Source organism: Pigmentiphaga aceris (assembly GCF_008119665.1).
In the GTDB taxonomy this organism is placed as follows: Bacteria; Pseudomonadota; Gammaproteobacteria; order Burkholderiales; family Burkholderiaceae_B; genus Pigmentiphaga; species Pigmentiphaga aceris.
The window spans coordinates 18,951-33,005 of sequence record NZ_CP043046.1; the positions used below are offsets into that span (position 1 = coordinate 18,951).

Sequence of the window (14,055 nt, forward strand, 5' to 3'; positions counted from 1 at the left end):
AAGTCCTTGCATGATGTGACAATCACCTTTGTCGGCGCTGCCTGCGCCGTCATGACGTATTGAGGGAGTCAGCATGTCGCCGCTAGAAATCTGGCTGGTCATCCTGATGTTGATCCTGCTGAACGCGTTTTTCTCTACCGCTGAGTTCTCCGTAGCCACCTCGCGCAAGAGCAAGCTGGAACAGCTGGCGCTGGCCGGCAACAAGAACGCGCAGCGGGTCATCGACCTGGGGCAGACGCCGACCAAGTTCATTGCCGTGATCCAGGTCAGCGTGAACATCATCGCGATCGTGTCCGGCATTTTTGGCGACAAAAGCTTCAGCCCGGCGTTTCAGCGTTTCTTCGAATGGGTGGGGCTGAACCCGCCGCTGTCGGAAACACTGTCGCTGGCGGCATCGGTGCTGTTCATCACGTCCCTGTTCATTCTGTTCTCGGAACTGATTCCGAAGAAGATGGCGTTCTCGCACCCGGAACGCGTGGCCTGCGCGATCATCACACCGCTGCTGTTCACGCTGAAGGTGTTCGGCCCGCTGGTGTGGTTGCTGTCCTTCTTTGCCGACCTGATTCTGCGTGGTCTGAAGGTGTCCACGCAGCGTGATGAAAACATCTCGTTCGAAGAGGTCTCGGCGATCATCACGCAGGGGGCGAAGTCCGGGCTGCTGGAGCGCAATGAACACCATCTGATCGAGAACGTGTTCTCACTGACTGACCGTACGGTGCTGTCGGCCATGACGGTCAAGAGCGAGATCATTTTCATTGACGTGAACGATGGTCAGCAGGACATCAACGACAAGATCCTGTCGCACCCGCATTCGCGTTTTCTGGTGGCCGATAGCGAGCTGGACAACCTGTTGGGCTATATCGATTCGGTCACGCTGCTGAAGAACATCATCGCGCGTCAGGATGCGACCTTGAGCCGTGAAAAGCTGAAGGAGCAAGGCCTGAAAAGCGTGCTGACGATTCCCGATTCACTGACGCTGCTGGACGTGCTGGATCGCTTCCGCGAAACCCGTCAGGACATTGCCGCCATCGTCAACGAGTTCGGCATGGTGGTGGGCTTGATCACCTTGAACGATGTGCTGGGCACGTTGATGGGCAGCGTCAGCCACCCGATGAACGAGAACGAATTGATCGTGAAGCGCGCCGACAATTCATGGCTGATCGATGGCCGTGCACCGGTCGAGGACATGAAGCGCCTGTTCGCCTGGGACGAGTTGCCGAACCAGAATTACGAGACCGTCAGCGGCTTCCTGATGTACCTGATGAAGTGCATTCCGAAGAAGGCGCAGAGCATCGAATTCCGAGGCATCCGCTTTGAAGTGGTGGACGTGGACGGCTACCGCATCGACGAGGTGATGGCGACGATTTCGACTGACAAGGACAAGGGCGTTGATGCGGCCACGCGCCCGCCAGACGCGCAAGTCTGACCGCCGCCCTTCGTGCTTGCTGGCGTCAGCGCTTACCAGTCGCGCGTGGCGGTGAGTTCCTCGATGTCCGCATCGGCAAACCCGTAGGTCTGCGCGATGAACAGCACATCTACCGCAATGCAGTCGCGCGCCACGGTGTCGATCTCGCTGCCGGCGTCGTAGAACGCGTCGACCAGTTCGTTGAAGCGTTCGGTGGCGGCGTTGGTCAGGGCGTACAAGGCGTCCAGGTTGCGCGGCTGCGTGGCTTCGATCTGCGCGCTCAGGTCTTGCAGGATCTCTACCCCCTGTTGCACGACGGCGGTGGGGTAGTAGCTGCTGTCCAGCATCTCTGCCAGGAAGCGGTGCTCAAGAATCGCGGGGTTGGTGATGGGCAAGGGTCGATCTCCTTGAGTTGTTGCAGGCAACTGCAGGGTGCCACAAGCAGACAGTCACAAGCGGCGGCATTGATGAAGCATGCCATAGGGGGCGCAAGGCGCATCGTGCTTGCCCTGGGCCTGGGTGCTCTGGGACCATAGGGGCACGGAAATGTTGCCCCCACGCGTCCCCCACGCACCCATCGCATCACGACGGAGATTTCATGGATCGACCGACTGCGCAAGACATCGAGAGCGCCGCACAACGCGCTGGCTGGACTTTGGCTTCTGGACGCGCCGAGCAGATCGCAGCGGCCGCCGCGCCGCGCATTGCGGCTTTTGCCAAGGCACGCGACAGCCTGGACTTCGATGACGATGTGAATTTCGCCATCGTGCTGCAGCAGACGCGCCATGTCGACGGAGCCGGTTCATGAGCCACACCGCCGACAATTTCCTGGACTTGAGCATGACGGCTGCGGCCGAAGCGCTGGCCAATGGTGCTGTGTCTTCCCTGGCACTAACCGAGGCCGCAATTGCCCGCGCACACGCCTTGCAGCCCGACTTCAATGCGTTTGTGCGCATCGATGAAGCCTATGCGCTGGCACAGGCCCATGCCTGTGACGCCGAGCGTGCGCAGGGCAGCTTGCGCGGCCCGCTGCATGGTCTGCCGCTGGCCTGCAAGGACATGTTCTATCGCAAGGGAACCGTGTCCACCTGCGGGTCCGCATTGCGCAAGGACTGGGTCGCAGACACCACTGCCACCGTGGTGGAAAAACTGGACGCTGCTGGTGCGATCCAGATCGGCACCTTGAACATGACCGAGTTCGCCTACGGACCCACCGGCCAGAACGCCTTCCTGGGCGATGCGCGCAACCCCTGGAACCGGGATCACATCACGGGCGGGTCGTCGTCCGGGTCGGCGGTGTCCACGGCCACACGCACGGTATTCGGCGCGCTGGGGTCGGACACGGCGGCATCGGTGCGCATTCCGGCCGCGCTATGCGGCGTGACCGGCATGAAGACCACCTACGGGCTGGTGTCGCGCGCCGGGTGCATGCCCTTGTCGGCCTCGCTGGACACCATCGGTCCGCTGACCCGCACGGTGCAAGACAACGCACTGATGCTGTCGATCATCGCTGGGCACGATCCACGTGATCCGGCGTCGGCTTCCGAGAGCATCGCCCCGCACGCGTATCTCGACGGCGTGGCGCGTGGCAGCGAGTCGCTGACAGGCCTGCGCATCGGGGTGCCGCTGGGCTACTTCGACCGGGCGGTGGACGCGGGTGTGGCCGGGCTGCTCGACGATGCGCGCGCAGTCTTCGCAACACTGGGGGCGACGCTGGTCGAGGTGCCCATGCCCGATCTGGATGCGGTGAATGCCGCGGGCATCCTGCTCAGTTGGGGCGATGTGTATGCCATCCACGGCAAGCAGATGCGCGAGCGTGCGGGCGAATACTCCCCTCAGACGCGCGGTCGCATCGAGCTGTCGCTTGGTCTGGGCGCGCAGGACTACATCAATGCGCAGCGCTACCGTGGCCGCGCGCTGCGCGAATTCGTCGACACGATATTCACGCGCTGCGATACCTTGCTAGCACCCACGATGTCCTTGCCCGTGCCGAAACTGAGCGATGTGGACGTTTCTGGCGGGCCGGCCATGATGCGTGTGCTGGATGAGATCACCCGCCTGATGCGCCCGATGAACGTGCTGGGCCTGCCCGCGCTTGCGCTGCCCTGCGGCTTCACCGACAACGGCCTGCCCTGCGGCATGCAGCTGATCGGCCGGCCCTTTGCCGAGCCGCTGCTGTATCGCGTGGGGGCGGCTTATCAAGGTGCGACCGATTGGCATACGCGCTCGCCGCTGAACCACGCTGCGCAATAAGGCTGCGCATCGGCTCACCGTACGCGCGGTGAGCCCGCTTCATTTCAGGAACTACCGATCAGGAACCACCGATGAGCCTGCCCTACCCCGTCTTCGACGCCGGCAACGTGCCGCTGCAGTCCGGCCGCACCTTCCGCAACATGAAGCTGGCGTACACCACCTACGGTACCTTGAACGCCGATCGCAGCAATGTGATCGTGCTGCCCACGCCCTACAGTGCGCAGCATCCCAACGTGGACTTCATGGTCGGCTCCGGCTGTGCGCTCGATCCCGACAAGTACTTCATCGTGGTGCCCGATCTGTTCGGCAACGGCTTGTCGAGTTCACCGTCGAATACCCCCTGGCCAGACGTCGGCGATCGCTACCCGCATGTGACGATTCATGACGCGGTGAAGGTGCAGCGGCGCATGCTGTCCGAGCTATGGGGCATCGACCGCGTGAAGCTCGTCTATGGCTGGTCGATGGGTGGCATGCAGGCCTACGAATGGGCGGCGCAGTTTCCAGACATGGTCGAGCGCATTGCAGTCGTCTGCGGCGCGGCGAAATGCGCGCCACACAACCAGGTGTTCATCGAAGGTGTGTCCGCTGCGTTGATGGCAGACCCGGCGTGGCGCGATGGCGTGTTCACCGAGAAACCGGTGCGCGGCTTCCGGGCCATGGGCCGCATCTATGCAAGCTGGGGCCTGTCGCAGACCTTCTTCCGCAACGAGACCTGGCGGCAACTGGGCGCGACGTCCTTGGAAGACTACCTGGTGGCGTTCTGGGAAACGCGTTTCTCGCACCGCGATCCGTCTGACCTGCTGGCGCAGTTCTGGAGCTGGAAGCACGGCGACATCAGCGCCAACGATCGCTATCAGGGCGACTTGCCTGCCGCGCTGTCTGCGATCCGTGCACGCACGCTGCTGATGCCTTGCGACCACGATCTGTACTTCCAGGTGGCCGACAGCGAGATCGAGTTCAAGCACCTGCGCAATGGCGTATTGATGCCGATACCGTCGATCTGGGGGCATCGTGCGGGCAGCCCGACGGATCAGCCGGAAGACCGGGCCTTCATCGAGCAGCATGTGAAGGCGTTGCTGGCGGCAGATAGCGGGATCTGACGCGGGTCGAACCGGCGTGTGGCGCTTGCCATGCGCTGGTTCGTTGACTGCTATTAACGGCCTCTGTGCTGATCTGCAAGACGCACGTTATTGCCCGAAGGACCGGATCACCACCGGCGGAATCGTGATCAGCAGCACGCCCGCCAGGCTATAGCCCACACTTACACGACCGACGCCCGTCAGCGCCCGGATCAGCACGATCATTGGGTAAATCCAGATGGCCAATACCCATACCGGCCAATCGAATTTCTGCACCGCACCGGGCAGCAGTTCGGCCACGGCGGTAGCGGCCAGCAAGTTCAACATGGTGCCGCCCGTGCCATCCCAACGCTCGCCCCGACGCATCCACCAGTTAAGCAGGTGGGCAGCAATGCTGTAGACCACAAAGGTGGTCACGACGCTGCGCAGCACCCAGATTTCGATGCGTCCGGTGTTGGCGGTGACACCTGCGTTCACGAACAGGTCGACCAGCATCAGCACCGCCCACGACAGCCATGCGGGCCAGACGTAGGCATGCATGGATTGTGTGCGCAGCAACAGTGTCTGGCCAGTGGTGTGCAGGAAGCGGGCGAGGTAGTTGTCTTGCCCTGCTGCGTCAAACGACATTGATGCTTCCTGAAGTAGCGTGGGTGAAGGTGATGAACAGCGGCGGCTCAACGACTGTGTTGAGTGTGGCTTCCGGGCGCGTTTGTCCGCTGATGCTGCCGAACATCGCTGTCCGGCAGCAACTGCTCAACGTCGCTTGCTGCCAAAAATACCGCCCAGCACCCCACGTAGTATTTCCTTGCTGATGGAGCTGCCCATGCTGCGCGCGGCCGACTTGGCAATCGTCTGCACGATGCCATCATGCTTGCCGCCGCGCGGGCCGGTAGTGCCGAACAGCAAGTCGTTCAACATGCTGCCCATGCCAGAACTCGCCTCACCTTCCGCAGCAGGTTTTCCACCGGGCAAGGTCTTGCCGGTCGATGCGGGTGCATCCGGCGCACTGGCCACCCTGCCCTTCAAGACCTCATATGCCGATTCACGATCAACCACTTTTTCGTACACGCCCGCCACCAGCGATCCTTCGATCAGCGCTTGCCGCTGCGCCGGAGTGATCGGCCCCAGCTGGCTGCCCGGCGGCAGTACGTACACCCGCTCAGTAATGCTGGGCCGCCCCTTGGCATCCAGCAGGCTGACCAAGGCTTCGCCCACCGCCAGCTCCGTGATCGCGCGTTCAATATCCAAGGACGGGTTCTGCCGCATGGTGGTGGCAGTGGCCTTCACCGCCTTCTGATCGCGCGGCGTAAACGCCCGCAGCGCGTGCTGCACACGGTTGCTCAGCTGCGCCAGGACCGAATCGGGAATATCCAGCGGGTTCTGCGTGACGAAATACACGCCCACGCCCTTGGACCGCACCAGCCGCACCACCAGTTCAATGCGTTCGATCAGCACCTTCGGCGCATCGTCGAACAACAGGTGCGCTTCGTCGAAGAAGAACACCAGCTTGGGTTTGTCCGGGTCGCCGATCTCGGGCAGATGTTCGAACAGTTCCGACAACATCCACAGCAAGAAAGCGGCGTACAGGCGCGGTGACTGCATCAGTTTGTCGGCGGCCAGCACGTTGACTACGCCCTGGCCGTCCACCGTCTGCATGAAGTCGGCGATGTCCAGCATGGTCTCGCCGAAGAACTTGTCGCCGCCCTGGGATTCGATCTGCAGCAAACCGCGCTGAATCGCCCCGATGCTGGCGGCGCTGATGTTGCCGTACTCGGTCGTGAACTGGCTGGCGTTGTCGCCCACGTGCTGCAGCAGCGCGCGCAGGTCTTTCAGGTCCAGCAACAGCAAACCACTGTCGTCCGCCACCTTGAAGACCAGGTTCAGCACACCCGTCTGGGTATCGTTCAAGGCCAGCATGCGCGACAGCAGCAAGGGCCCCATGTCTGAAATGGTGGCGCGTACCGGGTGGCCCTGCGTGCCGAGCACGTCCCACAAGGTCACCGGGCAGGCAGCCGACTTGGGTAGTTCAAGCCCCCGTTCCGCAAGGGTTGCGGCCAGCTTGCCACCGATGTTGCCTGCCTGACTGATGCCAGTCAGGTCGCCCTTCACGTCGGCGATGAAGACAGGCACGCCGATGCGCGAGAAATTCTCGGCCAGCGTTTGCAGCGTAACGGTCTTGCCGGTGCCGGTTGCGCCTGTGATCAGCCCGTGGCGGTTGGCCAGTTCGGGCAACAGGAAACACTCGGTGGCATCGTGTCTGGCGATGAGAAGCGGGTCGGCCATGAACAGTCCTGCGAAGCGGGAAGGGATCAGGCGCAGAGTAATGGAAGCGGGTGATCTGTGTCCGCTTGCCAGGGCTTCAAGGCATATATTGTTCGTCAATGCCTATGTCAACAGCGCAAGAAAACCGAAGCCTAGCTGGTGATTTATTAAATTATAGTTTAATGAATCAGTCGGAATGTGAAGCCATAAATGGTTCAGGTATCTCAAGCAGTGCGAGTGCTTCCTTCACCAGCAGCCAGTGCGCTGCGGCGTCTGGGTGCCGATCTGGCGCTTGCTCGCAAGCGCCGCAAGGAAGCATTGAAAACCTGGGCGATCCGCATGCAGGTGTCGGTGCCGACCCTGATGAAAATGGAAAAGGGCGATCCGACCGTATCCATGGGCGTGTACGCGACGGCCATCTGGCTGATCAATCGCCACGAAGCCCTGGGCGAGTTGGCCGATCCGGCGCATGACAAGGCTGCGCTCGAAACCGAAGTCCGTGCTGCCAAGGCGCGCTATCAACCGAAGGGAAAGCAAGATGCCTGAGGTCTCAAGCTACGAGCCCGTCGACGTGCTGGCTCAGTACATCGACGGGCGCTTGGGCGTCCAGCGGCGCTGCTGATCCACCCTGCGCTGGGTAAGCGCGAGCGCGCTTACCCGCTTCCTTTTTACGTCCCCACCCCGTCAAAACACACGCTCAGCATGTGTTTCACGATCGCGTCGTTATCCATCTTGGCGTAGAGCTGCAGGTAATCCACCGCCGGATCACAGGTACGCGCGTAATAACTGAACAAAATCACGTCGTCGGGCAGGTCGGTGCGCAATTGCCCGGCCTTTTTTGCTGCCTGGACGATTTTCTTCAGCCGGCTGTTCAACTTCAGCACGGCCGCTACGTAACGAAGATTGCGCGTCAGCATCTGACGGACCTGCGCGTTCGTAGATGGAAGGAAGGGCAGGCCGCCGTCCAGCCGTACACGCATCGCCCATTCAAGCAAGGCCCGCAATTTTTCAATCGGGGTCTGCGAAGCGGGCAGTGCGTCCACGAAGGTCAGCGCGCCGTCCAGCAAGCGGATCATCGCTGCGCCGGCCAGGTCTTCCTTGGACTTGAAGTGTTTGTACAGGCTTGGCTTGGAGATGCCGACATCAAGGGCCACGTCGTCCATGGTCATGAGATCGAAGCCCTTGCTTGCCAAGGTACGCGTGGTGGCGTCAAGAATCGCGCTTTCACGAAGCTTGAATGCTTGGTCCTTGAAGCTTAGTCTGCCGAGAATACTCATTGGTAGTTTTCGTACTACGTGGTAGATTATTTTCTGTGCCTACAGACAATGTTAGCACCGGGTCGCGAATATGACCGATCAGCGAACAACAGGAGTGCAAGTGACAGGACGATCGGTAACAAGCCAACAGGCTCCCGGGCAGAAGATTGCCGTGGTCGGCGCGGGTATTGCCGGGCTGGCAAGTGCCTATCTGCTCTCGCGCCAGCACGCGGTCACGCTGTTTGAAGCGGGTGACTATCTGGGTGGGCATACGCGTACCGTAGATGTAACCGTGGAAGGCAAAACGGTGCCGGTCGATACCGGTTTTCTGGTGTTCAACGACCGGACCTACCCAAATCTGATCGCCTTGTTCAAGGAATTGGGCGTGGCGTCGCTGGAAACGGATATGTCTTTTGGGGTGACGCTGGACGGCGGCCGCTTCGAGTGGGCGGGTACCAACCTGGATACGGTGTTTGCGCAGCGCCGTCGGCTGTTGTCGCCTACCTTCTACCTGATGTTGCGCGACATTCTGCGATTCAACCGCAATGCGCATGCCAACCTGCAGGCGGCGCTGGTGTCTGACATCACCTTGGGTCAGTTGCTGGACCAGGGCGGCTATTCACAAGTGTTCCGTGATGCGTATCTGCTGCCGATGGCGGCGGCGATCTGGTCCAGTCCGACGGGCGACATTCTGCGTTTTCCGGCCGCGACTTTTTTGCGCTTCTGCATCAATCACGCACTGTTGCAGGTCAACGACCGGCCCAAGTGGCGGTCGGTGGCCAATGGCGGGCGCAATTATGTGGAACGGATTGCCGCCACTTTGCGGGATATCCGCCTGTCTACGCCGGTACAAGGGGTAATTCGGACGTCGCAGGGTGTTCGGTTGCAGACTGCCCATGGCACCGAGGACTTCGATGCTGTGGTGTTTGCCACCCATGCGCCCACTACGCGACGCATGCTGTCGGATGCCGACGCCGACGAAGCTGCGGTGCTGGATGCCGTGCGTTATCAGGCCAATACCGCTTTGCTGCATACCGATCCGTCGTTTCTGCCGCGTCGCCGCAAGGTGTGGTCGGCCTGGAATTATGTTGGCGGCGCGGCGGTCGAGGGTGCCCGCCCGGTGTGTGTTAGCTACCTGATCAATCAGTTGCAGCCGCTGCCCTTCCAGACCCCGGTTATCGTGACCTTGAATCCGTTCCGGGAGCCGGCCGCCGACAAGCTGCTGGGCCGTTTCGATTACGAGCATCCTTTGCTTGATCACGCGGCCACCCGGGCGCAGCAGAAATTACCTGCCATTCAGGGGCGGCGTCGCGCGTGGTTCGCAGGCGCGTGGACGGGTTACGGTTTCCATGAAGACGGCCTGAAGTCGGCCTTGCGTGTTGCTGCCGACTTCGGTGTGCGTCCGGCCTGGGCGACGACATGATGGATCGCGCTGAACTCATCGTTGGGCAAGTGATGCACGAGCGGTTTCGCCCCGTGCGCCATCGCTTTGCCTATCCGGTGTTTTACGTGCGAGTCGATCTGGCGCGGCTGGGCGAGATAGGCAACCGCTGGTTCGGGGTCAATCGCCGTCGTCCGTTGAGTGTGCGCACTGCCGACTATGGCCCGCGCGATGGCAGTGACCTGCTTGTCTGGATGCGTGGCGTATTGAACGAGGCAAACCTGCCCGCCGACGGGCCGGTGTACCTGCAGACGTTCCCGCGCGTGTTCGGCCATGTCTTCAACCCAGTGAGCTTCTGGTATTGCCACGATGCACAGGGCAGGCTGCGCGCCATGATGGCCGAGGTCAACAATACGTTCGGCGAGCATCATCGTTATCTGTTGTCCGGCCCGGCCGATGCGCCGATCGGTCCCGACACGGTGCTGTCCTGTCGCAAGGTTTTTCACGTGTCGCCCTTCTGTCAGGTTGAAGGGGGGTATCGCTTCCGGTTCCGCGATATCGGCGACCGGCGTTTTGCCGGCATTGATTATCACGATGCCGAGGGTCTGTTGATACGCACGGCCATGGGTGGCCGTGTGCAGTCTTTCACTGCGGCGAATCTGCGCCGCGCATTGTTCGCACAGCCGCTGTTCACCCTTGGTGTGGTGGCGCGCATTCACTGGCAGGCCTTGCGCCTGTGGATGCGCAAGGTGCCCTTTTATCGCAAACCCGCCGCGCCATCCAACAGCTTGAGTCATGGTGTGCCGCAGGAGAAAAATCAATGAGCCATGTGAACACCTTGTCGCTGACCGGCGATTCCGCGCCTGCAGCGGGTCGCTTGTTTCTGTCGCTGCTGTCGCGACTGCAATGCGGCTTTCTGAAGGTCACCACGCCGCAAGGGCACGGGCTTGCTTTTGGTGATGCGCACACCGGCCCGGCGGCACACCTGCATCTATTGGACTGGCGTGCCTGCGGTCGCATCATGGCGGCAGGCGACATCGGTTTTGCCGAGGCCTGGCGTGCTGGCTGGATCGATACCCCCGACCTGCCTGCGGTGCTGCGCCTGGCGCTGCGCAATCAGGATGTGCTGGATCGCGCGATCTTCGGTGGCCGCATCAAGGGCATGTGGTTCCGCCTGAAGCATCTGCTGCGCAGCAATACGCGCCAGGGCAGTCGTCGCAACATCCATGCGCACTACGACATCGGCAACGCGTTCTATCAGCTGTGGCTGGACCCGACCTGGACCTATTCCAGTGCGCTGTTCAATGGTGATCTGGAGCAGAGCCTGGCTGATGCGCAAGCCGCCAAGTATCAGCGCATTGTCGATGTGCTGGGCTTGAAGGCGGGCGACCGGGTGCTGGAGATCGGCTGCGGCTGGGGCGGTTTTGCGGAACATGCGGTGCGCCAGGGTATTGCGGTGCATGGGGTGACGATCTCGCCCGCGCAGCTGGAATCGGCACGCATACGCCTGGGCTTGCAAGAGCAGGGTGCGCTGGCGCAGCTTGAGCTGCGTGATTACCGTGACCTGGATGGTCAGTACGACGCCGTGGTGTCCATCGAGATGTTTGAGGCGGTGGGCGAGCGTTTCTGGGGCCAGTATTTCGACACGGTGCGGGCGCGGCTGAAGCCGGGTGGACGCGCGCTGGTGCAGTCCATCACCATCGATGAACGCCACTTCACGCGTTATCGCAGCGGCAGCGATTTCATTCAGCAATTCATCTTCCCGGGCGGCATGCTGCCCAGCATCGATCGCTTCGAGAAGACAGCCAGTCGGCATGGCCTGACGACCGTGGACACCTTCGCTTTCGGCCGCGATTACGCCGAGACCTTGCGTCGCTGGCGTCATGCCTTCGACGCCCAGCGCAAGGCCATCGAAGCCCAGGGTTTCGATGAAGCTTTCATGCGCATCTGGCAGATGTACCTGTGCTATTGCGAGGCTGGCTTTGACGAAGGACGCACGGACGTTGTGCAGTTCATGCTGGCGCGCGAACCGGAAGCTGTGACGCGATGACTGCGCGGGCACCTGTCTATCGACACAAGGCATGGTGGCATGTCTGTGCTGCCCTGTTGCTGGCAGCGCTTGCCTGCATCGGGCCGCGTGCAATGGCAGCGTCGTGGCACGACGAGGTGCCCAATGCGCAGATGATCGGCCAGGGTGACATGCGCTGGCTGGGCTTCAACCTGTACACCGCGCAGCTGTGGTCGGCCGAGCCGCAGGTTGATACGCGCAAGCCCTTTGCGCTGGTGCTGAACTATCACCGCCGCATCAGCCGCGAGCAGTTGGTGGACGCCAGCATCAAAGAGATGCAGCGTATTGGCGATATCTCCGTGGACGACCAACGGCTGGCGCGCTGGCGGGGTTACATGATGCAGGCGTTTCGCGATGTCGGGGATGGCGACCAGTTGATTGGTGTCTACCTGCCAGGCACCGGTGGCCGCTTCTACCAGCGCGACGCCTTGCTGGCGACTATCGACGATGCCGAGTTTGCGCGGGCCTTCTTTGACATCTGGCTGTCGCCGCAAGCGCGCGAGCCCGATTTGCGGCGACAACTGCTGGGCGGGGCGTCGTGAGCGGGGTGCTGACAGACAAGCCGGCAGCGCGTTCGTCTGCGGGTGGCCTGATTGCCTACGGTGCGCTGGGCCTGCCGCTGGCGATGGCGGCGCTGCCGGTCTATGTGCAGGCACCTGCCTATTACGCGGGTGAGTTTGGTGTGTCGCTGGCCGCCATCGGTTGGGTGCTGTTCGCTGCCCGATTGGTGGATACGGTGCAAGACCCGTGGCTGGGCCGCTGGGTCGATGCGTTGGCCCAGCGTGGCCGCCTGACGGGTGTGCTGGCGGCATCAGCCGTGGTGTTGATTCTGGCATTCGCCGGCCTGTGGCTGCCGCCATTGCGCGGGCCGGTCCTGGCTGCCTGGTTGGCGGCGATGCTGATCCTGGCTTGCACGGCGCATAGCGTGCTGCAGATATCTCATCTGGCCTGGGGCGCGCGCATCGGATCACCCGAGCAGGTAACGCGTGCCGCCGCGTGGCGTGAAGGCCTGGGCCTGCTGGGGGTGGTGGTGGCCAGCATTCTGCCTGCCAAACTGGCCACGCAGCACGATGCACCGTTTGCGCTGCATGGCTATGTGGCGGGTTTTGCAGTGCTGCTGTTGTTGGGCCTGGCACTGCTGCTGCGTGCTGCGCCGTCGTGGCGCGGGGTTCGCAGTGCGGTCACACCGGCTTGGCGCGCAGCGTGGGCACGCCCTGCCATCCGCCGCTTGTTGCTGCCGTACTTCCTGAATGCCTTGTCGGTGGCGATACCGGCAACGCTGGCCATGTTCTACATCAACGACCGCATCGAGGCACCTGCCAGCGCAGGGTTGTTCCTGGGTGGCTATTTCGCAGCGGGTGCCGTGGGTTTGCCGGCCTGGACGTGGCTTGCGCAACGTATCGGGGCGGCGCGCGCGTGGCGGGTGGGCATGGTGTTGGCCGTGCTGTCGTTTGCGTCTGCGGGCCTCCTGGGAGCCGGTGACACCACCGCCTATGCCGTGGTGTGTTTGTTCGCGGGGCTGGCCCTGGGGGCGGACCTTGCCTTGCCGCCTGTGCTGCTGGCCGAGCGCATCCCCGCAGGTGAACAGCCCGCCGGTTACTACGGTGTGTGGAACCTGATCGGCAAGCTGGCGCTGGCCTTGTCCGGCTTGGCCTTGTCTGGGCTGAGCCTGCTGGGCTACCAGCCCGGCGTGCCTGCATCCGGGGGGCTGGCACTGCCATTGCTGTATGCCGTATTGCCTTGTGCAATCAAACTCATGGCCCTCTGGGTCTTGTCGCGCGGCATCATCGCCGTGCAGGAGAACGCAGCATGAAACGCGCAGCAATCGCGGCCGGCCTGGCCGTTCTGACCGGTGTCGCCTTGTGGGGATGTGCCTCGCCCAAGGTCACTGACTACCAGAAAGAAACCCCCAAGCTCGACCTGGCCGCCTACTTCACAGGCCGTACCGAAGCCTGGGGCATGGTGCAGAAACGTGGCGGTGAAGTCACCAAGCGCTTTCACGTGGTGGTGCAGGGCCGCATGGAAAACGGCAACCTGATCATGGATGAGGACTTCACCTACAGCGACGGTGAAAAGCAGCAGCGCACCTGGACCATTCAGCCGTTGGGCAATGATCGCTGGCGCGGCACGGCCGGCGACGTGGTGGGCGAAGCCAACGGCCAGACCTCGGGCAATGCGCTGCACTGGCGCTACGTGTTGCAGGTGCCGGTCAACGGCAAGGTCTATGACCTGCACATGGACGACTGGATGTACCTGGTCGACGAACACACCCTGATCAACCGCACCACGATGAGCAAGTTCGGCGTCGATGTGGGCGAGGTCACGATCTTCTTCCGCAAGCCCTGAGGACA

At 62.2% G+C, this 14,055-nt stretch carries 15 protein-coding genes; 11 read left to right on the forward strand and 4 right to left on the reverse strand.

Translation table 11 applies throughout. The annotated features are described in order from the left end of the window. Nucleotides 1–73 precede the first annotated feature (73 nt). Nucleotides 74–1,426, forward strand: a complete 1,353-nt coding sequence (locus FXN63_RS00095) for a hemolysin family protein (protein WP_148811685.1) — start codon at nucleotides 74–76, stop codon at nucleotides 1,424–1,426. 32 nt (nucleotides 1,427–1,458) lie between these two features. On the opposite strand, the gene FXN63_RS00100 is transcribed toward FXN63_RS00095, so the two are convergent. Next, on the reverse strand, nucleotides 1,459–1,800 hold the full coding sequence (locus FXN63_RS00100) for a DUF5713 family protein (protein ID WP_148811687.1): 342 nt from the start codon (nucleotides 1,798–1,800) through the stop codon (nucleotides 1,459–1,461). A 203-nt stretch (nucleotides 1,801–2,003) separates the two neighbouring features. Between FXN63_RS00100 and FXN63_RS00105 the strand changes: the two genes are divergently transcribed. The 3 genes from FXN63_RS00105 (at nucleotide 2,004) to FXN63_RS00115 (ending at nucleotide 4,758) form a co-directional block, all read left to right on the forward strand. Next, a complete protein-coding gene (locus FXN63_RS00105; RefSeq protein WP_148811689.1) occupies nucleotides 2,004–2,213 on the forward strand; it encodes a hypothetical protein in 210 nt (69 codons plus the stop codon). Continuing rightward, entirely contained in the window at nucleotides 2,210–3,658 is a 1,449-nt protein-coding gene (locus FXN63_RS00110) for an amidase (protein ID WP_148811691.1), read from the forward strand. Before FXN63_RS00105 ends, FXN63_RS00110 begins: the two co-directional genes overlap by 4 nt. A 71-nt stretch (nucleotides 3,659–3,729) precedes the next feature. Then, the gene (locus FXN63_RS00115) at nucleotides 3,730–4,758 is read left to right on the forward strand and encodes an alpha/beta fold hydrolase (RefSeq protein ID WP_148811693.1); all 1,029 of its coding nucleotides are present in this window, start codon (nucleotides 3,730–3,732) and stop codon (nucleotides 4,756–4,758) included. An 87-nt stretch (nucleotides 4,759–4,845) separates the two neighbouring features. On the opposite strand, the gene FXN63_RS00120 is transcribed toward FXN63_RS00115, so the two are convergent. Together FXN63_RS00120 and FXN63_RS00125 are read right to left on the reverse strand one after the other, a co-directional pair. Next, entirely contained in the window at nucleotides 4,846–5,364 is a 519-nt protein-coding gene (locus FXN63_RS00120; RefSeq protein WP_148811695.1) for a hypothetical protein, read from the reverse strand. A gap of 126 nt (nucleotides 5,365–5,490) precedes the next feature. Next, complete coding sequence (locus FXN63_RS00125; RefSeq protein WP_148811697.1) at nucleotides 5,491–7,020, reverse strand: helicase HerA-like domain-containing protein; 1,530 nt, start codon at nucleotides 7,018–7,020, stop codon at nucleotides 5,491–5,493. 216 nt (nucleotides 7,021–7,236) lie between these two features. Between FXN63_RS00125 and FXN63_RS00130 the strand changes: the two genes are divergently transcribed. After that, nucleotides 7,237–7,545, forward strand: a complete 309-nt coding sequence (locus tag FXN63_RS00130) for an XRE family transcriptional regulator (RefSeq protein ID WP_246164982.1) — start codon at nucleotides 7,237–7,239, stop codon at nucleotides 7,543–7,545. Between the two features lie 122 nt (nucleotides 7,546–7,667). On the opposite strand, the gene FXN63_RS00135 is transcribed toward FXN63_RS00130, so the two are convergent. Further along, a complete protein-coding gene (locus FXN63_RS00135; protein ID WP_148811702.1) occupies nucleotides 7,668–8,276 on the reverse strand; it encodes a TetR/AcrR family transcriptional regulator in 609 nt (202 codons plus the stop codon). A 100-nt stretch (nucleotides 8,277–8,376) separates the two neighbouring features. Between FXN63_RS00135 and FXN63_RS00140 the strand changes: the two genes are divergently transcribed. The 6 genes from FXN63_RS00140 to FXN63_RS00165 are packed head-to-tail and all read left to right on the forward strand — an operon-like array spanning nucleotide 8,377 to nucleotide 14,050. Further along, on the forward strand, nucleotides 8,377–9,678 hold the full coding sequence (locus FXN63_RS00140; RefSeq protein ID WP_246164983.1) for an NAD(P)/FAD-dependent oxidoreductase: 1,302 nt from the start codon (nucleotides 8,377–8,379) through the stop codon (nucleotides 9,676–9,678). Beyond that, entirely contained in the window at nucleotides 9,675–10,460 is a 786-nt protein-coding gene (locus tag FXN63_RS00145; RefSeq protein ID WP_148811707.1) for a DUF1365 domain-containing protein, read from the forward strand. The genes FXN63_RS00140 and FXN63_RS00145 overlap by 4 nt, the downstream gene beginning before the upstream one ends. Further along, nucleotides 10,457–11,686 (forward strand): SAM-dependent methyltransferase, encoded by a 1,230-nt coding sequence (locus FXN63_RS00150; protein WP_187395045.1) that lies wholly within the window; start codon nucleotides 10,457–10,459, stop codon nucleotides 11,684–11,686. Before FXN63_RS00145 ends, FXN63_RS00150 begins: the two co-directional genes overlap by 4 nt. Further along, the gene (locus tag FXN63_RS00155; protein ID WP_148811708.1) at nucleotides 11,683–12,246 is read left to right on the forward strand and encodes a chalcone isomerase family protein; all 564 of its coding nucleotides are present in this window, start codon (nucleotides 11,683–11,685) and stop codon (nucleotides 12,244–12,246) included. Before FXN63_RS00150 ends, FXN63_RS00155 begins: the two co-directional genes overlap by 4 nt. After that, entirely contained in the window at nucleotides 12,243–13,517 is a 1,275-nt protein-coding gene (locus FXN63_RS00160; protein ID WP_246164984.1) for an MFS transporter, read from the forward strand. Before FXN63_RS00155 ends, FXN63_RS00160 begins: the two co-directional genes overlap by 4 nt. Continuing rightward, nucleotides 13,514–14,050 (forward strand): DUF3833 domain-containing protein, encoded by a 537-nt coding sequence (locus FXN63_RS00165; protein WP_148811710.1) that lies wholly within the window; start codon nucleotides 13,514–13,516, stop codon nucleotides 14,048–14,050. The genes FXN63_RS00160 and FXN63_RS00165 overlap by 4 nt, the downstream gene beginning before the upstream one ends. Nucleotides 14,051–14,055 lie beyond the last annotated feature (5 nt).

Coding starts and splice junctions, on each gene's coding strand:
- FXN63_RS00095 (WP_148811685.1), top strand. CDS start 74: ATGTCGCCGCTAGAAATCTGGCTGGTCATCCTGATGTTGATCCTGCTG.
- FXN63_RS00165 (WP_148811710.1), top strand. CDS start 13,514: ATGAAACGCGCAGCAATCGCGGCCGGCCTGGCCGTTCTGACCGGTGTC.
- FXN63_RS00105 (WP_148811689.1), top strand. CDS start 2,004: ATGGATCGACCGACTGCGCAAGACATCGAGAGCGCCGCACAACGCGCT.
- FXN63_RS00120 (WP_148811695.1), bottom strand. CDS start 5,364: ATGTCGTTTGACGCAGCAGGGCAAGACAACTACCTCGCCCGCTTCCTG.
- FXN63_RS00110 (WP_148811691.1), top strand. CDS start 2,210: ATGAGCCACACCGCCGACAATTTCCTGGACTTGAGCATGACGGCTGCG.
- FXN63_RS00115 (WP_148811693.1), top strand. CDS start 3,730: ATGAGCCTGCCCTACCCCGTCTTCGACGCCGGCAACGTGCCGCTGCAG.
- FXN63_RS00150 (WP_187395045.1), top strand. CDS start 10,457: ATGAGCCATGTGAACACCTTGTCGCTGACCGGCGATTCCGCGCCTGCA.
- FXN63_RS00155 (WP_148811708.1), top strand. CDS start 11,683: ATGACTGCGCGGGCACCTGTCTATCGACACAAGGCATGGTGGCATGTC.
- FXN63_RS00145 (WP_148811707.1), top strand. CDS start 9,675: ATGATGGATCGCGCTGAACTCATCGTTGGGCAAGTGATGCACGAGCGG.
- FXN63_RS00125 (WP_148811697.1), bottom strand. CDS start 7,020: ATGGCCGACCCGCTTCTCATCGCCAGACACGATGCCACCGAGTGTTTC.
- FXN63_RS00135 (WP_148811702.1), bottom strand. CDS start 8,276: ATGAGTATTCTCGGCAGACTAAGCTTCAAGGACCAAGCATTCAAGCTT.